The following is an 18,589-nucleotide window of genomic DNA, read 5'->3' as shown; positions in this document are numbered from 1 at the left end:
AGCGCGAGCGGAGGAGGCGAGAGGACGCAAAAATTTGCTTCGCGAGGAAGCCCAAGGCGGGGAAATTTTTGTGGCGTCCGCTTTGCGTAAACCGCGTCGACGTGCGAACGAGCGTCAAAAGCAACCGCCCCGGAGGAGTGTGGCTTGAACCGTTTTGGCAACGTTTCCCCGTTTGTCAGCGACGTACCAACCGCACAATTTGCAGCAATATTATCCAATGACGTGACCTGATCAACGGATTTTGCGGCGATTCCGACGACGACACTGAAGCAATATGCTTCGCTCGCCGTCTGCGCCACTACTCCGTATTGGCTATCTTGGGTCACTGGTTCCCGAAAGGTTTGGACCGACGATAGACGTGCGGGCTCTCGATCTCGGCCGACCACATGCCAAAGCCATTATCGCGGGCGCGGTTCTCGGCCTGGCCGTACTCGACCTCGCTGATCGAGTGGGTCGCCGGCAGATACCGTAGCATTGCCTCCGCCAGGCCTGCCTTCACCATTGCAAGGCCGATATCGACGTCTCCAATGAAGCACTGGCCCACTAGGCGGCGATACTGATCCTGATCGATGATGTCGCAGCGAACGTGCTGGCCGTCGACCATTTTCCCAAGATAGCTGCGAGCTGCGACGCCACAGCGCCATAACTTCCCGTCTTTCAATCCGGTCTGCTCGCGCTCGCAAGCATCGATCGCCGCTATCCTGATTCGCTGATTCCGGATGTTGATGGTGTCGCCATCGATCACGCGGGCACGGCCGGAATAATCCGCGGCCTCCGCCGAGCCGTGAACGATGACAAGGGCGGCGAAAAGCGCCGGCAAAGCGTTACGTCTCAATGTCTGACCTCCATGGAATTTCGGGCGGCGAGCCCGAAGACAGAGCGGGCGAGATGCAATTCGCCCGCGGCGGCGCGGTCCGTCATAGCCCGCAAATATCCTCCCGGCGAGCTGACTTCCTGCCGGTCGTATTTCTCGAGTGTCACGGCGATGGCGACGGCGGCTTGCTGCTCGCCCATCTGCTCGACCGCGCGGGCGCGGGCATCCTCGGAGATCCCGGCAAACCGGCACATCAGCGGCACGGCCCGCGCTAGGTCGGCCCAACTGCTGGGGGCAAACCCGTAGGTCTTCAGCGCTGGCACCGCCCTAAGCACGTCTTGCAATGCCACCATTGCCTGCGGCAAGCGTCGTGGCTGGTTGATTTCGCTCCGGCCTCGCCTCAGGCTTTCTTCAAAAGCCCATTTGCTGGCGGAGCCAGCCTCAGGCGAACTGAGTTGTTCGGCGTTAGCCGAACGCCGTTCCTGATTACTCTCGTCAAAGGGATGAGGGGTTGTAATCTGTTTGTGCATGCCGTTTTCGACATACGGGCGTGTTATATTTTGCGTTTCTTGCGCTTCTCTCGATCGGCGCGGGAGCTGCATCATCCGCTCTATCAACCACTCCAGAAGAGCCGTTGCCCGGCGTAGAACGCGACTCGATGCCTTGCCGGCGATTCCGACAATGCTGCTCACCCGCTCGATCCGGGCGCCGATACGGCTCAAAGAATCCTCCGCGAGACGCGCGGCGGCCGAGAGGGCATAGCGAGCATTGCGAAGCGCCCCGCGGTAGCGCCGTAGCGCCGCGTCGGCGGCTTTCTTCTGAGCCCGAACCTGTCTCACGAGCTCGTCAAGCTCGGCATATCGCACGATCAGGATGCGAAGGTCGATTCCGCAACCGTCCGTGATCTCGCCGTTGCCATTGCGGATGGGATAGCGCTTGTAGTTGCCGCTGTCCTGCATCGTGATCAGGCCAGCGTCGAAGAGGCTGGATAGCATGCGGCTGACGCGACCGACCGACCGGCCAATTTCGAAGGCCAGTTGCTGGTTCGACTTGAATACGATCGGACGGCCGGACCTGTCGAATGATTCAGCGGGAACCGTATTGATCAGAGCGACCAACAGGTGGCTTTCGGTCCCGTTGATTAGCCCTGTGCATGTCAGGCTTTGAGCAAGCACGGCCAATTGGGCACGCGTCACGGTTCCGATATCCGCCGACTCTGCCAGACGCCGGAATTGCGCACGCTGCGGCGTTATCCTGCGGCCGATTGGCCGCTGATGAATTTGGGTATTCCCCATTCCTCGTCTCCACTTAGGGACCAGGCAAAGCTTCGCCGTTCACCGAAAAGGTGCTTTTGCAATTGACAGGGAAGGGAGGGTCTGCGAGAAAGGATTCGGCTAATTTATTGACTCATAGACCCCGCTTCCGGACTTGTTCGGGAGCGGTTTTTCTTTTCTGGTCGGGCCTGTCATCTCCGTGAAATTTGATGAGAATGCGTGAGCGCCGGAATCACGACTGATTCCGCCATTTGAAAAATAACCTCATAAACCAAAAAGGTGCAACAACGTGCTACACGCAAAAGCCTGTAAGGGCGTGCGTTATGCCGAGAATGCCATTATTTCTTAATATCTTGCGGAATTTTGCCGTTTTTGAAAACACCGGCTTTGAGCCCCAAGTATGAAGCAATTTGATACAAAACAGTTCTTGAAACGCAAGAAAACCCGGGCGGGAAGGGGAGTTTGAGGGGAGGGGGGGAAATCGGGCCTCCCCTCAACATGATTGGGGGCCAGGTCGATCCTGGCCCACGGTCATCGGCGGTCGTGAAAGCGGGAGGGCCGATCACGCGGGAGGAACGTGACCGGCCCGCGACTGACGTCACTCAGCCGCCCGGGGGGAACTGCTCGTCTTCCGCGATCCTCTCGGCCCCAAGCTCCTGTTCCGCCTCGGCGGGGGCTATACGGAGCGGGGAGGGTATCCAGCCGGTTCCGCCAACAAGGCGATCTGCGATCGCAACGGCTTCGGACTTTTTGGCGGCGGCTCTCACCGACAATTCCGCTTCGCTGCCTCTCGCCTCGGCCAACGAAAGTTCAATGGTCGTGCGGTTGACGTGCTTGAAATAGCTGTCGCCGGTCGTCTCGAACCAATCTGGCATGTTCACTTCGAGCGCTCGGCCAAGCTGGTTCGCCTGCTCGATGCCCTTCTTGCGGTGTGTAAACTTCTTCTCCACCGCATTGACCGAGTGCGCCGCACCGAATGCGAGAAGCATCAGCACCATGTCTTGCGGCTGCTCCAACAGCCATTCGAACAGATCGGCAGGGTTTCCCGGCAAGTGATGGCCGTAGTTCTCCGCAAGGTCATTGAAGGCGCAAAGCCCTTTGCAGCTTTCGGCGTCCTTCATCGACGGCTCCAAGCGTTCATGCGTGAGCGACAACTGTAGGGCGCTCTGCTCTGAATTGTACGGGTAGGATACGCTGAGCAGCATCGCGTGAACGACCGCAACAAGAGCCACGTCCGGATTATTCGCCAGTTCGATACGCAAAGCAGCGGTCTTGTGAGCAGTCAGGTTCTCAATCAGCGCGGCGGAATGACTGATGCTCGGTGCCTTGGGTGTTGCCGCGCTGCTGGCGCTCGGCAAGCCTTCGCTGTCCTCTTCCTCATCTCCCGCCGACTCGACTTCTCCCGGCTTCACAAAGCCGCGCTCGATGGCAAGCCGACCGCAATAGTCGAGGAACACGAAGGTTCCTGCCTGTTCCAACGCCTCCGGACTATAGGCTTCCGATCGGGCCTTAAGACTGTCGATCCGCTTTTCGACGTCAGACAGCTTCGCCTCCGCCTCGTCGTCGGCCATGCCGCTTTCAATCAACTCGGCAAGCTCGTCATATTCTGCCTGTGCGGCATCAAGCGCCGCCTGATCTTCTTCGGAAAGAGGAAGAGCCTCTGGATAGTGGCGCTTCATTGCATGATAACCGGCAGGAGCCGTACCGGAGCACTCGACCCATTTCCAGCCTTCGGCCCGAACGGTTGCGGCGGCCGTCTCGAGCTTTTCAGCCACGAGTTTTTCGACCAAAGCAACGTCCATCGCGTAACCGGCGTTTCGCTCGTCAAAAAGCTCGCGCTGAACCTGTCCACCGGCTACCTCGTAAGCCTCCAGCCCGCCGATGAACTGCACACGCTTGTCGGTAGCCGGAATCATTTCCTCGGTCAGCGCTCGCCGGATCGAATGAGGATCGCGGCTCCAAGAAGGAAGCGAGTTCCAGACGGTCACCTGCCTTTCGTGATCATCGCTGACCGTGAAGGCCGATAGCTGCGCGAAGCTCATCTCCTCGTCGCGGAACTGCTGCAAAAGGATCGGCGAAACGCGGGCGAGAGCCAGCCGCTTGCGGACAATGGTTTCGGTCGTGCCGAAGCGGGCGGCAATATCGGCAATGTCCTTTCCCTGCTTGGCTAGCGCGTCAAATGCCTCGTACTGGTCAACCGGGTGCATATCCTCGCGCATGACGTTCTCTGCGAGGCTGATTTCCGTGGCGATCTCCCCTTCGCGTTCCTTGCACTCGACGGGGTAATCCTTGGTGATCTCGCCCGCCTCCGCCAACAGCTTGAGCGCAGCCAATCGGCGTCCGCCGGCGACGACGAAATAGCGGCCCCTCTTGTCGCCCTTACGAATAACGAGGTTCTGCAGAAGCCGGTAGCCGTCGGCGCGAATGTTCGCAGCCAGCGCCTCGATGCCCTCGGCGCTGTAGGTCTTGCGCACATTCTTCGGATCGGCGTCGAGCTTGCTTAATGCCACAGTGATGATGTCAGTCATGGTGGTTCCCTTTTCCCTATTCCCGCGAAGCGGCCTCATGCCCGAAGGGGCAGGAGCCCCGCTCCTGCTCCCGAGCTCGCGCGGAGCAGCGGGGGAGAGGGGGGCAAGGTGACAAATCGGAGGGGGATCACCCGCCCGAGGCGTGAGGCCGAAGGGGCGTCGCGTGATCCGCGCATGCGAATCCGCGTCGATCCTGCACGGAGCGAGCCGAAGGCGAGCGGAGGAAGGACGGGGAGACCGATTTTCGCCTTGTCGGGGGAGAGGCGGGCAGAGCCCTCTTTCCCCATCAAAAACAAACAAATGAGCATACCAGGCGCAGGCGCAGCCGAAGCCAGTTCGCGCACCGCTTGACCGGTTAAAAGGGCAGCCGTAGGAGGTTTAGCATAGCGCCCGAAGGGCGGAAACCGGGACCGACGGCCCCCGGCAAGCGGTTCTGCTCAATCCTTTCTCCAAAACCGCTCGGCAAGCCCGCCACCCATTACAGTCAGCAGCACAAAGCTGACCAGGCTTACGGATTTCCGGTTGAACATTGAACTCAGAAACAACAGCGCTCCCGCGCCACAACCGACAAAGAATGGCCAGTATTCGAGAAGCCTGATTTTTGCCTCCGCGCGTCCACCCGCTTCGCCGTCCACATTAGAAAGGATGCCCGGTCGCCCGCTTCGCTCCGAGTGATGGCGCTCCGCTGCGCGGGCGACCGGGCAACCTAAATCATCGACCATTCAACCAAGTAACGGCCAAGCTCTGTTCCCGCACGCAACGGCGATGATGGCAAAGCCGATCGAAACGCCGCTCGTCGTCCTGACCGCGCACATACCGGAAGCCAGCACGCTTGGCCGTGACGCGGAGAACGTGGGCGATCTTCGATGCCTCCGGCGTGCCAGCGTCCCTGTGATCGACATAGCGCATGTTCCGGAAGCTGATGTCGAACGACACGTGGCCGGGATAGCGGCGGGCAGTGTCGAAGATGATCTCAAGGCGTTCGGCTGGCATCCGCTGGGTCTCCTCCCTCTACTCCGGAGATGGTCCAGACTGGACGCAAGCCACAAAACCCGCTCCTATCGTTTCGACGAGAGCGGGTGAGGGTGGATATCAGGAAAGGGTGGAAAGAGCAGTGCGAACTCGACTTGCAAGGCTTTCGGCTCCGGGTGCGGCAATCCACGTCTGCCATGCAACGTGTGCGACTTTTCCCTCGGAGAGGCGGCCAGCAAAGAGGCCTTGAGCTGCCGACTTCGGCAGTGCGATCGCATCATGAAATTCGAAGTCGCGCGTCCAGCGAACGGCGACAATCCAGTCGGATTTATCGAGATTGTGAGGTTTCAGCGAAACCCGGGGGAAGGGGCCGTCGGTTCCGAGAACCCGCGATTTGACCTCAATTTTTCCATAGCTTGGAGACAGGATGTCGCTTCCGCGATTATTCCCGCCGACGACCTCTCCGTCCGTGGCGATAGCGACAGCGAGTTCAGCGAGAAGCTGATGACTGATGCTATCATATCGCTTTATGCAGTTGGCCGTCCGCAGGATCGTGTACATCTCAGCAGCGTCTTCGCGGGCATGTATTGCCTTCAATTGGAACCCCAGTTCACGGTTTTACGGCATGATATTTTGCGTGCCCAAACTGATTGCCCCTGATCAGGAACACCCGCTTTCCGTTGCTCAAGCTCCCGCCTTCCTTCTTCGTTTGCAGACCGGGATGTGTGGTGGAGGTTACGTCGAACCTGACGAACCCTGCATCGAAATCCGGAAGAGGAGTGACGAGAGCGATCTCCATTACCGTACCCGAAGGCAAGGTTACCCTTGCTCTGTGCATCGGTTCCCAAAGAGTATTGAGTTCCTGATCGATGACTTTCATTCGCTTCTTATCGCCGGGACCAGGCTCCTTCGCGAGAATTTTTGTGGTCCAGCCGCCGTCATCGGTCGGTAGCTGAACTGGGCCTCTTGGCCCGGCTCCGCGCTCTAGGATGGCATGTTTCTCCGCTATTAGCTCGCGCCATCGGGCATTTGCCGCAATGTAGTCCGGGTCGGACCCACAACCAGCGGCATCCCATATTCTGTCGCTGATCCGGCTCTTCTCTACGGAAAACGTCCAGTCCTCGAGGAGTGATATTTGCGATCCGACCTGAAATGGATGTGCGTCCGACAAAAGAGAATCTCCTGCTAAGAAACAGGACTGCTATTAGTCCACCTCACGTTTCGCTTGAAGACGAATTGCTGATCTGTCCTCTTCTACTTCCAGAAATCTTGTTGGCGTCCGAACAGGAGATGATCGTGACGGAGAAAGTGATGCCATTGGCCGAGCGGCTGGCTGCCCTTGAAAAGCTCGAACGTGAGATCGTGGTGAAGGCGCAGCGCATGGTGCCTGCAGGAAGCAATCTCACCATCATCGACAACTTCATCCTGGGCGCGATTAAGCGCACGCTCTCCCAGTCGAGGGCGTTCCGGAAGCTCGTTGAAGACTGGAACTTCGCCTCGGCCGCCGTCATGGTTCGTACCCAGCTTGATACGGCGATGCGGATTAACGGCATCAGCTACATGCAAGATAGTGAGAGTGCCATCGCCCAGATCTTCAATGGCGATGTGACCTACCGGAAGCTGAGGGCGGCCGGCGGCAGCAAGATGACGGATGCCTACCTGAAGGAGAAACTCACCGAGGAACACGCTTGGGTCGGCCAGCTCTACGATGAGCTATCGGACTTCGTGCATCTGTCCTTCCGGCACTTCTGGCCCGTCATAGCCGGAATGGATGACGAGAACAAAATCGCCTACTTCGCGATCTCGGCCCAGGATCCGAAGAAGGACGAGGCGAACTATTATCAGGTGACCGACGCATTCTTCCGGGTGACAAAGCTGACAGGGATGATGCTTGTCAGCCGCCTGATGGCACGGCATTCGCCGCCGCCTCCGCAGATCAGCAGAGCTGAGGAAGTAGAAGGGAAGCGGGATGACAATGGGCCAAGCGACGCTGCCACCTGAGAAGCTCGTCGAGCTGCTGCCGCGCCCGATCGTCGACCTGATCTCCGAGACTGACAGCTCGGACGATCCGGGAGACCAGGAGACGCTTGCGGAAGTCCTGAGGAAATTCTCCCTCGAGGCGAACGCGATCCTGTAATCCACGAGGGAAGCTACCGCTGGTGGCGCAGCTCCATGCCGATGCCCTCGCAGAGTACCAGGACGACGAGATCGAGCAGCCGTGATGTCAAAAAAGAAACCCGCGGGGTGAGCCGCGGGGTCAAGTCCAGAGATAGGAACGGAAGATGCCGGAGGCTTCGTGCAGAGGCCGTCTTCCGCGGCCCGTTACGTGAAGTGTTGCCGTCGGCCGAGCATGGCGCAAGCGGATTCCTCAGCCGACAACGCGCACGACCTGGCACTAGAGAGCGGCCTTTACCAGATCATGCAGGCGGCGCAGCTCGTCGGGGTTGAGCATGTCGACGAAGCGCTTCAGGATATCATCATCCTCTTCCTCCTCGTCGGTCTTGCGGTAGGTGGAGCCGCTCTTGAAGACAGGATCATTCGGGATGCGGATCCCGCTCTCCTCAACAACGTAGCCCTTATCGGACAGGATGGCGCGAACGGCGGAGCCGATGAACTGGCGCACAGGCATCGCCTTGAGGTTGGGTGCATCACCAGGGAAGCGTTCTGCCAGCATATGGCTGATCTTCGAGACCGGAGGGACTTCTTCTTTCACGCCCTGTTCCAAGGCGGTGATGTAGGGGCCGCTCGTAAGGGCCTTCAAGAGCTCCTCGCCCCCAACGATACTTTTCGCGCTGCGGTGCGCTTTTCGGATTAGAGCTGACGTACGTCTCATGATATAAAGCCTTTCGGTTGCACAGGGACTGCAATCCCTGTTGTTGCTAGTATGTTTGTCATTGCATATTGCCAGACATACAAGAGCCTGCGTGGAGATTTCGTCAAGGGGTCTCACGCAGGTTTTTCATTGCTAATGAGGGAAATATTTTCGGCTTCGATCGAACATCCGGCAGGAATGGGCTCGAGTACGAGTTGGCGTTCCGTCGAAAGGGCGGATCGGGTCGTCACTCGAGTGTGGCTCCATGCCGAAAATGTGTTGGTCTGCGACGGCGGCCTGATGAAGCCGAATGAAACGTGGTCGATCAGCGCGAAGCGGATTCAGTAAGATGCTGATGTTTCTCGCGAGCGTTCTGGATCAGATGGATCTCGCGCTCGAGCATATCCGCAAGGGCGGCGTTCACGATGCCCGTTTCGGGCTGATGCTGACGGACAATGCCGTCGAACTGACGATCCACGAGCTTGCCAAAGAGAAGTACGCTGAGTTTAAGGCATGGCCGCATATGCGCGAGGATTATCCGCACAAGAAGGAGCTGGAAGAGGCTCTGGGGCGTTCCTTCGAGGCGAAGCTGAAATTCGCAAAACTCGAAGGGCTCGTGACGGAAGAGCAGGTGCGGACGATCACGCTCATGCACGACTTCCGCAACGAGCTCTATCACGTCGGCCTGCAGCACGAGGCGATCCTGCCGAACCTCGCGAGGTTTTATTTCTCGGTCGCTTGCGGTGTCCTTGCAAATTATCGGATCGGTTATTTCGGCTACTGGGACGGCATCCAACTGCCGGAGCGATCGAAGAAGTATTTCACCAGTTACGAATACACCCCGGCTGAAATGGATGATTTCCCCAAAGCCTGCCGAAGGATGGAAGCCGAGTGCGGGCACAACAAAGGCGAGATGATCCGGACATTGGCCGATCACATGGACGCTATCATCAGCGAGAGCGACAACGACCTGGATATAGTGGCAGAGGGTGTCTACGCGGGTCAGCAGCGAACGCGAGATCAGGTGACGATCGATTGCCAAACGTGGCCGCTCGCCTTCTCCACCGAAGGCCGGGATTATGCGCAGGCGAAAGGGTTTTCAGGCAAGTCGTTCCGCGAGCTGTTCGAATGGCTGGGGGCGAACTATCCGCTGCGCTTCAAGAAGGATCCTATTCCGGGCTGGCAGCGGCAGGCTGCACGGCTGCGCTCGAAAGGAAATCCCCACACGGTGTTGGAGAACTACGCGGCGTTCATGGAACACACGGCTCGCATCCGGGAGGCGTTTTCCGAAACCGCCGCGGCTGCCGAGCGTGAGATCGATCGCCTCATCGAAATGCGGCGCGCGAAGTGACTGGGTCATTTCTGGATTCCGATAAGGAAGCTTATCGGAAATCAGGCGGTGAACGGGCCGTAAGAGTGATTGGTAGCGAGGGTGAATTAGGTTCACCACAGGGGCGGACATGAGCGCACCGAGTCGTGAATCTGCTGTTGAAAATCAAGGAATTGCCGGAGTAAATGAGGCATCTCTGACATCACCACTGAGGAGCTGCGATCCTGGAGAAACTATCATCGCAACAAGCGGGCACGCTGGGCGAGCTGCTGACTGTAGCAAAACTCAACACCCTCGGGCTGGCAGCATACATGAGTCCGGAAGGCGCACCCGGCCATGATGTGATCGTCGTCGTTGACGGCCATCCACGGTCCATCGAGGTAAAGACGAGACAATTCCTGCGGCGGCCGACGGAGATCACGCGGTGGCCCGTGGAGATGCAGAAGAAAGGCGAAGCTGACTTCTTCGTTTTCATCGAACTCGATCTGAGAACGATGTCGCCTACCTTCTATGTCCTGACAAACGCCCAAGCTCGCGCAACGTTCAGGGACTACATTGGCGGAGGAAACTGCTACCCACCGGAGGTCAGGAAATTAATCCGCCCAAACGACTTTTCGGAATTTTTGCCTAGTCCAGCTCGGGTCGAGGCTTCATCCGCCATCGCGTGAAACCGAGGCGATGCTTGCTATCTCGGAAGCCTGCCCATCTTCCATTCGCAATCGCCTTTCACCCCATACTCGCAGCGCAGCTTGGGCAGCAGGCTGGTGATGACCGTCTGCTTGCCGTGTTTTCGGGCCATCTCCCCTCGATCGACAGGCGCCACTCGGTCGCAGCTTCGGCAATGTATCGCCAACGTCTGCCACTCCGGAAGGCTCGCGAACGTCCACTTGGGATCGTTCAGCTCCTCCGGATACGGATCAGTGCGTGGGCGCGCATCTCCACACGCACGCGTCATCAGTAGTATATATGGGCGAGATGACGACAAAGGATTCGTGCTTGGAAGGCGTATCGGGGAGGAAGCGCCGGACAAGTTTTATCAACCGGAAGCCTGCGGCAAACCTCTTGCACGCAGTGAATGTGGCCGAGATTTAGGGCGGCTGTCGAATTCACACAGAAGAACAGTACTAACGCTCATATTCAGCTCCAATTGCTTCAATTCACGGGATCGGGCCGCCTACCTGTTGGGTGGGCGGCGATCCGCGGGACCTCAATGCTTGCTATCGGACAGCGGAATGCCCCTGAGCTGAGCGAAAATGCGAAACCAGAATTCGTGGTCCGCCTCTCGGCGATCGACGTAGGCCTCAAGCGCGCAATGAGCCACGGCCGTTGTGGCATTAACACCGTAGAGCTCTACAGCGACTTCTATGGCGCTCTCCTGATCGAAATTGCCTGCAAAGATGTTTTTCAGGCGGTCATTACTCATTTTTCGTCGATGCTCCTTGCCTTAGCTTGCCTGTCCCATGAAGCGCGTGCCCTCATCAGTCCACGAAATGGATGTTCGACTTCCTGCAAGCGGTCCACCCAGGAGGACAGGCGTGCTGATCTCGACCAGGCCGTAATCGAGGAGAAAGCGAAGCCTACGCCACGGGAGGTCGATTTCCTCACCCCGGGCGATCAGCGCCATGTCCTCTTGAGCCTGCTGAACCGTCTTGCTCGTCATCGCGGGCAACTCGGAAAATATAGCCATCCTCACGAAGTCTTCCCTTGTTGGTTGATGCCCAATGCTCGCCCATGCAATCTGAGATTTCAAGCATCCGGACGCAATATCTCCGGAGGAGATATGCGGCGGCACGCGAGTCACGGCGGAAAGCCGCGCCCTGCCAGGCAGGCGCGGCATTCTCAATTTGCCTTGTTGTCGTTGTCGGCCTTTAGCGTTGAAAATCGCACTGGTAGCTCACCTCGACCTTGGCGAGGAGCGGAAGCGAGACTGCGACCGAGATCTTCAACTGGCCCTTATGGGACAGTTTGGCGACTTGCCGATTGAGATAGAGACGAAGGCGGCGGCCGGTTTTCTGGCAGAAGGTTACGAGCGCTTTCATGAGGTGATTCTCCTTAGTGGTTGTGCGTAATCGCGAAGCTCGAATACGGCAGGACCCGCCGGGTGCACCGCGTAAGCGGTCGCAACGGAGCGAAGCGGAGAGGAGAACCTTTTAGGGTTGCACGCCAAGGCGGGGCATGACGTATCGTGCGCAGCATTAGATTGCGAACAGCCATTAAGGAGATGCCGGCAAGCGCGGCCTTCGTGGCTCCGGCCGCCGCATTCGTCGTCAATCGGCAAGTTGCCATCCGGCCGCCAGGCCGGATCTCGGTCGCGGTCTTGTTGCAGCGGGGCAGGGCAGGGCGCCAGTTTCCAACGGCCGACAACGACAACAAGACGAAGTGAGCCGTCCCGCTCGAGCGGGGCGGCCGCCGTGGATGGGGAGGGGAGCACGAGGGGAGGGGTGTCAAGGGCGACCCTCGTTCCGTCCCTGGCCCGCTCGATGCGGGCTTGGGGCGGCCGGGGCGCTTTGAAGTTGGGGAGAAAATCGCCTATATTGATTTCCGGAGTGGGGACGAGCCTTGCGGCCCGCCCCCGTTTCCTAGAGCCAGAATTGGACTCGGATCCGCACTTGCCAGGTGGTCCGGGTCCTTTTCACGTCTAGGGTGATGCTAAGTGGTACGAACCACATGCAGCACCTCCGGTTCGAGGGCGAGGCCGTCGGCTCGGTCGGGGTGGCCCATCCTCCCCGAACGCGCCGCTGGCTCGGCGCTGCTGCTTCCGCCCTCGAAACTGATGAAAGTCTTTTACCTCACGATGCCGAGTCGTTCACCCACGCTCGGCGGGTGTGGCGGCCCTGCCTCCTTGATCATTGCCAGGATCATGGCCTTCGTCAGGCCGCGAACCTCGTAGCCTTTTGCGCGTGCCGCCTCGATGATCGATTCAAGAGTGGGATACTCTTCGAGCCAAGCGCCTAACCAAAGCTCGCAATCGTCTGTTTCCCGATCGGGAAACGCTTGAAGGAAAAAGGTCCGCAACGGCGGATCGTAACCGATCGTTCCTTCCTCGTCCGTCTTGGTCCCATTGGTGATTTGCACGGTGTGTCGGCTCAAGTCTCTGCTCCTGCTGTTCGCCGATCGGGCCGCGCTTTGCTGGCGCGGCCTATCGCCGGTTGCATATCTAGTGACAATTGCACGTGTCCTAAAGTCTAAAATGAGCCACGAGCGCCTGATTTGCGCGGTGGCAGGCGAGGGCATAGGCGACGATTTGCGCAATCAGATCCGGATCGCCCGCGCCCGCCCTTTTTGCCCTGTCGGCGAAGTCCTCGGCGAGCTCGCGGTCCTCCTCGCCAACATGCTTGTTGCCGACAATCCATGAAATCTGACCGGTCGGCACTTCAAGCCGGGGTTTGACGGGAAGGGCGGAAATCAGGCCCTTCCGGGTGCTTGCTGCGGCGCCGGCCTTCTCCGCCTCGGCGGCGGTCGGGAAATAGGCCATAACCAGCTTGCATCGCTGCGCCTCGGCGGCGCCCATGAAAGCGTGCGCGCCGTCTTCGGTCTTGTAGAGGCTTCAATCGGCAGCAGTGCCGCCGAACATGGGGTCGCCCTTGCCGCAAAACTCCACCACGCAATAGATCGTCTGAGTCATCGGACTGTCCTTTCCTTGAATGGGGCGAGGTGATCAGGCGGCGCTGGCGCCGCTGATCGTCTTCAACACGCGCTGCGCGGCGTAGCGTCCGGCCTCGTTCAGGTGCCGTTGCCATGCGCCTTGCGACGGCGACCAGCGGAAGCCGTTGGCCTTCAACACGCGCCGGGTCGGATCGTCGGGCTTGCCAGGAAAGAGCAACTGGATCCGCGCAATGTCGGCGTTCTCCTTGATCTCGACGGCTCCGGCACTTGTCTCGACCTCCAGGCTTTGGTTGCCGCGCTCCTTCATCCGTGCGAGGGCCGCAAGGCGCTGCTGCAGGCGGCGAAGTTCGGCGCGGCTGTTGGTCGTGCTGAAACCACGCCAGGACTGCCACGGCGCTAGTTTGATGCCTCTGGCTGCGGCTTCGGGAGAAAGGCCGGTGTTCGCCGCGACGGCGGCAATCATGTCCTCTTCCGTCGCAAGGTCTTTCTCCATGCGCCGGATGATCGCGTTCGCGGCCTTCATCCGGTCGATGGAAAGAGCGGTCTCCTCGATGCGCGTCATGATCCGCTGCAAGGCGGCCGGATCGCCGGAACGGATCGGCTCATCGTCCGTGCCGTGCGGGAACGCCTTCCGCTTCGCTGCCTTTCTGGCCGTCGCCTCGTGCGCCTTCAGATCGGCGCGGCGGGCGTCGGATATCTTCATGCGCCTTTCATTGCGGGCGACAGGGAAGCGGGCAGGGCCCGTGATAAACCAATTCATGCAGCGGCCTTCCGCCGCCCAATAGCGCCGCGTCAGATCGACGTGGCGGCGGGCGAAGGCTTCGATTTCCGGCTCCGGAATAGGCGTGCAGGCCTCGTTCCAAAGCTCCACGACATAGGCGGCGAACTGGTTCAACCGCTCGGCCAGGTCGGCAAGCTCGGTTTTCGCGCGCCGGTCGGGAAAGTGGGTGAGCGCGTGAAACTGCGGCTCGATGTCCTCCGCCGCAATGGTTGCGGCGAAGGTTCCTGCGACGATGGCGAGGATGTTGTTGTCGAAGGCGGCGATTTTCATCATGCCTCTCCCTCGACAAGGGTAGGGGCGCGGCGCTCGATGCGGCATTGCAACCCTGCGAGCGCACCGGCGATGATGATACCGCCCGGCGAAATCTCGTCTGCCTTTGCGAAAACCGGGTCCAGGACCGGACGGCAGCATTTGAAATGCTTCGCTGCATCCTCAAGGCTGATGAGGGGGGACGTATAAGGTGTGCTGCCGTCGCCTCCGACAAGCACGATCTTGCCCGCGATCGGCTGCGGGAAGCCTTCAAAGATCGTGAAGGCGGACAACCCGTCCTGCAGACCTTCTTCGTCGACGAAAAGCGTGTGCCGCTCATCGAACCGCACGACCTCCAGCAGGCGGCAGCCGATAATCGCGTAAAGCGGCCGGATGCCCAGATCGACCTGAAGCTCTACCGGCTTAAAGATCGTGGTTTCCGGGTCCAGCACATAAGCGGTGTTTGCTCTTACCATTTTCTAGCCCTTTCCTTTCCGCGAAGCGGTCTAGCTCTTGCCCGAGGGGCAGGAGCCCCGCTCCTGCTCCCCGAGCTCGCGCGGAGCAGCGGGAGAGAGGGAGGCAAGGGAACAAAACGGAGGGGGTTCGCCCGCCCGAGGCCAAAGCCGAAGGGGCGACGCATGGATCCGCGCCAAGCGGATCCATGCGTCGATCCTGCACGGAGCGAGCTAGAGGCGAACGGAGGAAGGACGGGGAGACCGTTTTTTCCCTTGTGAGGGAGAGAGGGCAGCGCCCTCTTTCCCTCCTTCAGGAAGGCAGAGCCGGCCGCCTGGCGGCCGCCATTTCAGGGACGAGAAGGGCCGCCCTGGCTCGTAGATCAGGACGGCCCCGTGGTGCATGACAAGAAGGGCTAGCGACTTGCCACGACCAACTCTCGATTGTCGTTGCCGGTTGGCAATATGCTGATTTCACCGCAAGCTGTAAACGGCTTTCATAGCAATTTGATGCAGTCATGACGTGAAGGCCGCGAGGCGGCTCTTGCGCAACCGATCGTTACCCTACTGGGCGAAGAACGCTTTTTTGCGATCTTCGTGCCGAAGGCATAGAGCGGGGTCGCGTCAGCGATGCGCCAAATTGATACCACCCAAGATGTTTTGAGGGTTCCAAGAACACAACCACTTCCATTAAAGTGGTCTGCACCATCAACAACCACCGGTAGGATGAATGGCAGGACTGTCACTGGAACAATGGATTTCGGATCTCGGATTGCAGCAAGTCAATGATCCGGACGTTGACAAACAAGTGTATCGGTTACCACCTCGGGACGGTCGAATTACGCTCAGCGCCGCGCTGGAAGAAAATATCTGCACCAGCATCCGGGAAGCCTGCGAGAGGCGAAATCTCTCACGGTCGAAACTGGCGCCCCTGCTTGGTCTCAATGAAAAACCCGCGCGCCGGCGATCACGAGCTTTTCGGCTTCCTGACCTGCGATGCCAATGAGATTGTGAAGCCAATCCACTCGAAGGCCATGCCGGTCATCCTGACGGACCCGGCAGAGATCGAGCTATGGCTTACCGGGGAGTGGAAGGACGCCAAGCAACTTCCAAGGTCGTACCCCTCGGACGCGATGATGCTGCTGCCGCGCGAGCGCGCCGAAGAACTGACGCTATTCTAGCTGTCTTTGGAACTCAGGAAGGTGCTTTGAAAGGCTCGAACGTCGGCCGCTTTAGTCGGGGTAGCATGTCTGGCCGCACTGGCGGCAAATCTGACGCGATACGAGATAGCAGCCGGTGACAAATGCAGCCCATGAGTCAGAGCCTGGATCAGCTTGACGTTGAAGAAGAATTCAGGGAGCTCGTGGAAGGAAATTAGACACGCTAACTCCTATGTGCTTTGGCTAATAATATCCGGTGTAATCGCTATTTAGGTCGCAGGTGACCGCAAGTTCATCGAGGACCGCAAGCACGAGCGACAGCAAATGCTTGGTGCGGTTTGGACCGTCGAAACCATCTGGGCCGCTCTTGCCGCCATGGAAGAGGTTGTTCCGAACCGTATTGCAGTGGGTGATCACCTGAGCAAGTTCTGATGTGTTTTCCGGGATTGCCACGTCCTTGAAGTCCAGGGTGCCATTTTCTCCGACCACTTGCTTTTTGGGCGCCGCGTCGATTAGGGCTTTGGCGGCTTCTGTGAGTTGGTATTCTCCCTCGAACTTTTCTCGAAGCCGCTGCCAGCCAGCTTCGGCCGGCTGCCCCACGCCGAGCTTCTTCAGATAGTGGTTCGCCTTAAGCGCATATTCGAAGCGGGCGAAAAAATAGAGGAAGTCGAAGGCCAATTCCTTCAGGTCCTCATCGACCTCGTTCCTGCGCACCGTGCCCCCCAAAAAATAATGCGCGCCAGCCGCGTCGAAGGTGCGGATTCTACTAAATAGACGGTAACGCCGAGGTCCGGCATCAATAGGAGAATAACACATGGAAATTGAACAGTGTAAAGAGTGCGAACGACCCTTTGAGGTCATGGAACAGGGTGGGCAGATGCCCGGAACCAAAGAGCCTGAGGATATAGAATGTCCTCATTGCGGTTTCACCCGAACGCAGCGTTCCAACGGGTATTTCAGTACATTCCCGCTGAGCGAAGAGCATGAACGCCAGTGGTTAGCAGACCATGGAGGTAAAGCCTGAGGAGGTTCGATGGGCGGCTCATTGGAGCCGCCCATGCCGATCGTCGTCAGTTTAGCTTTGGTGGCCGATCCATCAGCTTGTCGGCCTCTACCGCCAGATCGATGACATGATGAAAAAAGGCATCGATGAGCGACAAGGCGTAGTCTCGCGAGATCGGAAGCATGTCTGGCGATAGAAGATGGTGATCGACATATCGGTCAGGGTCCCAAAGGGAGCGAGTAAGTTGGAGATTATCCGGCTCGATCCGGTCGACGACACGCTCGAACACAAGATTGGCCGTCTCAATGAATTTTGATCGATCCGGCTCTGTGAGAGGAAGCGCTGAAATAACGACGTGAGAATCCATGGCGTTCTTGCGCATGGCGAACTCCTGAAGGGGGCTTGTTTCTCATCAGCCTAACCGGGTGCCACCCAGCGCTGGGTTCTTATTGTGGTGGCTCTTCGAGGCGCCAGGCGCTCACCTTATGCTCACATGCGCAAAGCAAGCATATATCGAGGCAGCCGCGGTCTCAACAGCAGAGCCGCGACACTGGATGCGCCGGCTCTCGGACCAATTGCATTCTTGATGGGAATACTGCATGTGACCTACAACGGGCAGGGATCGGCAAACTGAGGGGCAGGGGACCCGATGCGCGACCAATACGTCGGCGATGTCAGCGATGTTCTAAAGATTGCGTTTCTGCGCGCCTTGGCTGCCGCCGATCGGACGCTCGGCGTTGCGTGGTACTACGCACCCGGCAATGACGGTCGGCCAGATGGTCGGCATCTGGAATGGCGCAATGAACCGGCATGGCGTATCTTGGACGCCGAGTTGCACGCTGGCCTTTCCTCGCTGCCAAGCCGGACGGTCGTCGCGCTCGAAGGTGCTGCAATTTGGCCGGCTGGCTCAATCTTTCACCGCGACCCCATGCCGTCGCGCTTAGATCGGATTGAATGGGGCAGACGTAAGCGCGACGCCCTCGACGGAGCAGATCTCGTCTTTCTTGATCCCGATAACGGAGTTGGCGCGGAAACCGAAAAGCACGCGACATACGCGGAGATTCGGCGATTGCGTCGGCCAGGGCGGGCAATCGTGTTTATCACATTCCCCGGCCGAAACCTGCCACACGATACTCTTATCCAGCAACTGCATACGCGCCTGAATGACGAGGCAGATGCGGAGAAGGTTGCGACGCTGCGCACCAACGTGTCGGTTCCACGCTCTCCTGGCGCCATCTCATATGTTCAAAGGCAACGCTGGTTCACCATCGTTGATCCTGATCCCCTGCTTCTTCAACGGGCTAAAGCCTTCGCTGAAGCGGTGACGGCGGTTCCAAGGGTTTCGGCAAAGCTGGATTACTTGGCATGACGAAAGCGGATCAGGTTCGGGCTCTAGCGGCCAAGGGCGTGAAGCCTGAGGAGATAGCGAGCGAGTTGGGCATTCGCTACCAACATACCTACAATCCTGAATGTCCGGCCGGCGACGAAAGCCAAAAGTGCCGGCGATGTTACGCCCACGCCGCCTCCAGCGGGAAAGCCGCCTTTGACGTGATGCTATGGTCGTGGGCGAATGCAATCACCGATGTATCAATCTGTACAAAGACTTAA

The 18,589-nt window shown here is 58.9% G+C and carries 24 protein-coding genes; 7 read left to right on the top strand and 17 right to left on the bottom strand.

Features of this window, described 5'->3' with window-relative positions:
* Window positions 1–322: 322 nt before the first annotated feature.
* From J2Y63_RS30170 to J2Y63_RS30140, 7 genes are all read right to left on the bottom strand, one after another.
* Window positions 323–820 (bottom strand): thermonuclease family protein, encoded by a 498-nt coding sequence (locus J2Y63_RS30170; protein ID WP_435269085.1) that lies wholly within the window; start codon window positions 818–820, stop codon window positions 323–325.
* 11 nt (window positions 821–831) lie between these two features.
* A complete protein-coding gene (gene repC / locus J2Y63_RS30165) occupies window positions 832–2,109 on the bottom strand; it encodes a plasmid replication protein RepC (protein ID WP_435269055.1) in 1,278 nt (425 codons plus the stop codon).
* 581 nt (window positions 2,110–2,690) lie between these two features.
* Complete coding sequence (locus J2Y63_RS30160) at window positions 2,691–4,616, bottom strand: ParB/RepB/Spo0J family partition protein (RefSeq protein WP_435269054.1); 1,926 nt, start codon at window positions 4,614–4,616, stop codon at window positions 2,691–2,693.
* Between the two features lie 437 nt (window positions 4,617–5,053).
* Window positions 5,054–5,338 carry a hypothetical protein gene (locus J2Y63_RS30155; RefSeq protein WP_435269053.1) on the bottom strand — a complete coding sequence of 95 codons (285 nt, stop codon included), beginning with the start codon at window positions 5,336–5,338 and terminating at the stop codon, window positions 5,054–5,056.
* On the bottom strand, window positions 5,328–5,609 hold the full coding sequence (locus J2Y63_RS30150; RefSeq protein ID WP_435269052.1) for a hypothetical protein: 282 nt from the start codon (window positions 5,607–5,609) through the stop codon (window positions 5,328–5,330). Before J2Y63_RS30150 ends, J2Y63_RS30155 begins: the two co-directional genes overlap by 11 nt.
* Before the next feature lie 99 nt (window positions 5,610–5,708).
* Window positions 5,709–6,149, bottom strand: a complete 441-nt coding sequence (locus J2Y63_RS30145; protein WP_435269051.1) for a hypothetical protein — start codon at window positions 6,147–6,149, stop codon at window positions 5,709–5,711.
* 49 nt (window positions 6,150–6,198) lie between these two features.
* On the bottom strand, window positions 6,199–6,759 hold the full coding sequence (locus J2Y63_RS30140) for a hypothetical protein (RefSeq protein ID WP_435269050.1): 561 nt from the start codon (window positions 6,757–6,759) through the stop codon (window positions 6,199–6,201).
* A 125-nt stretch (window positions 6,760–6,884) separates the two neighbouring features.
* Between J2Y63_RS30140 and J2Y63_RS30135 the strand changes: the two genes are divergently transcribed.
* Both J2Y63_RS30135 and J2Y63_RS30130 read left to right on the top strand, forming a co-directional pair.
* Window positions 6,885–7,589: a hypothetical protein gene (locus tag J2Y63_RS30135; RefSeq protein ID WP_435269049.1), complete on the top strand. Its 705-nt coding sequence runs from the start codon at window positions 6,885–6,887 to the stop codon at window positions 7,587–7,589.
* Entirely contained in the window at window positions 7,558–7,725 is a 168-nt protein-coding gene (locus J2Y63_RS30130) for a hypothetical protein (protein WP_435269048.1), read from the top strand. Before J2Y63_RS30135 ends, J2Y63_RS30130 begins: the two co-directional genes overlap by 32 nt.
* 258 nt (window positions 7,726–7,983) lie before the next feature.
* Here J2Y63_RS30130 and J2Y63_RS30125 read toward each other — a convergent pair whose 3' ends face one another.
* Complete coding sequence (locus tag J2Y63_RS30125; RefSeq protein WP_435269047.1) at window positions 7,984–8,349, bottom strand: hypothetical protein; 366 nt, start codon at window positions 8,347–8,349, stop codon at window positions 7,984–7,986.
* Window positions 8,350–8,749: 400 nt separating this feature from the next.
* On the opposite strand from J2Y63_RS30125, the gene J2Y63_RS30120 reads away from it, so the two are divergent.
* On the top strand, window positions 8,750–9,751 hold the full coding sequence (locus J2Y63_RS30120; protein ID WP_435269046.1) for a hypothetical protein: 1,002 nt from the start codon (window positions 8,750–8,752) through the stop codon (window positions 9,749–9,751).
* Window positions 9,752–10,041: 290 nt separating this feature from the next.
* On the top strand, window positions 10,042–10,398 hold the full coding sequence (locus tag J2Y63_RS30115; protein WP_435269045.1) for a hypothetical protein: 357 nt from the start codon (window positions 10,042–10,044) through the stop codon (window positions 10,396–10,398).
* Between the two features lie 539 nt (window positions 10,399–10,937).
* Here J2Y63_RS30115 and J2Y63_RS30110 read toward each other — a convergent pair.
* The 7 genes from J2Y63_RS30110 to J2Y63_RS30080 form a co-directional block, all read right to left on the bottom strand.
* The gene (locus J2Y63_RS30110) at window positions 10,938–11,153 is read right to left on the bottom strand and encodes a hypothetical protein (protein ID WP_435269044.1); all 216 of its coding nucleotides are present in this window, start codon (window positions 11,151–11,153) and stop codon (window positions 10,938–10,940) included.
* Window positions 11,154–11,174: 21 nt separating this feature from the next.
* Window positions 11,175–11,390, bottom strand: coding sequence for a hypothetical protein (locus tag J2Y63_RS30105; RefSeq protein ID WP_435269043.1), 216 nt, complete (start codon window positions 11,388–11,390; stop codon window positions 11,175–11,177).
* A gap of 208 nt (window positions 11,391–11,598) precedes the next feature.
* Window positions 11,599–11,769, bottom strand: a complete 171-nt coding sequence (locus tag J2Y63_RS30100) for a hypothetical protein (RefSeq protein ID WP_435269042.1) — start codon at window positions 11,767–11,769, stop codon at window positions 11,599–11,601.
* 745 nt (window positions 11,770–12,514) lie between these two features.
* On the bottom strand, window positions 12,515–12,820 hold the full coding sequence (locus J2Y63_RS30095; RefSeq protein ID WP_435269041.1) for a hypothetical protein: 306 nt from the start codon (window positions 12,818–12,820) through the stop codon (window positions 12,515–12,517).
* 88 nt (window positions 12,821–12,908) lie between these two features.
* Window positions 12,909–13,241: a hypothetical protein gene (locus J2Y63_RS30090; protein ID WP_435269040.1), complete on the bottom strand. Its 333-nt coding sequence runs from the start codon at window positions 13,239–13,241 to the stop codon at window positions 12,909–12,911.
* A 147-nt stretch (window positions 13,242–13,388) separates the two neighbouring features.
* The gene (locus J2Y63_RS30085; RefSeq protein WP_435269039.1) at window positions 13,389–14,387 is read right to left on the bottom strand and encodes a hypothetical protein; all 999 of its coding nucleotides are present in this window, start codon (window positions 14,385–14,387) and stop codon (window positions 13,389–13,391) included.
* Complete coding sequence (locus tag J2Y63_RS30080) at window positions 14,387–14,842, bottom strand: DUF3846 domain-containing protein (RefSeq protein ID WP_435269038.1); 456 nt, start codon at window positions 14,840–14,842, stop codon at window positions 14,387–14,389. Before J2Y63_RS30080 ends, J2Y63_RS30085 begins: the two co-directional genes overlap by 1 nt.
* A gap of 920 nt (window positions 14,843–15,762) precedes the next feature.
* On the opposite strand from J2Y63_RS30080, the gene J2Y63_RS30075 reads away from it, so the two are divergent.
* Complete coding sequence (locus J2Y63_RS30075) at window positions 15,763–15,999, top strand: hypothetical protein (RefSeq protein WP_435269037.1); 237 nt, start codon at window positions 15,763–15,765, stop codon at window positions 15,997–15,999.
* A 222-nt stretch (window positions 16,000–16,221) separates the two neighbouring features.
* Here the strand turns inward: J2Y63_RS30075 and J2Y63_RS30070 are convergent, their stop codons facing one another.
* A complete protein-coding gene (locus J2Y63_RS30070) occupies window positions 16,222–16,692 on the bottom strand; it encodes a hypothetical protein (RefSeq protein WP_435269036.1) in 471 nt (156 codons plus the stop codon).
* Between the two features lie 100 nt (window positions 16,693–16,792).
* Between J2Y63_RS30070 and J2Y63_RS30065 the strand changes: the two genes are divergently transcribed.
* On the top strand, window positions 16,793–17,002 hold the full coding sequence (locus tag J2Y63_RS30065; RefSeq protein WP_435269035.1) for a hypothetical protein: 210 nt from the start codon (window positions 16,793–16,795) through the stop codon (window positions 17,000–17,002).
* 46 nt (window positions 17,003–17,048) lie between these two features.
* On the opposite strand, the gene J2Y63_RS30060 is transcribed toward J2Y63_RS30065, so the two are convergent.
* Complete coding sequence (locus tag J2Y63_RS30060) at window positions 17,049–17,363, bottom strand: hypothetical protein (protein ID WP_435269034.1); 315 nt, start codon at window positions 17,361–17,363, stop codon at window positions 17,049–17,051.
* 267 nt (window positions 17,364–17,630) lie between these two features.
* Here J2Y63_RS30060 and J2Y63_RS30055 point away from each other — a divergent pair, with 267 nt between their 5' ends.
* Window positions 17,631–18,350, top strand: coding sequence for a hypothetical protein (locus J2Y63_RS30055; RefSeq protein WP_435269033.1), 720 nt, complete (start codon window positions 17,631–17,633; stop codon window positions 18,348–18,350).
* Window positions 18,351–18,589 lie beyond the last annotated feature (239 nt).

This window comes from Shinella sp. BE166 (genome assembly GCF_051201095.1).
Taxonomy (GTDB): Bacteria; Pseudomonadota; Alphaproteobacteria; order Rhizobiales; family Rhizobiaceae; genus Shinella; species Shinella lacus.
Note: the sequence above shows the minus strand (reverse complement) of the source record. Positions and strands in the feature narration are given on the sequence as shown.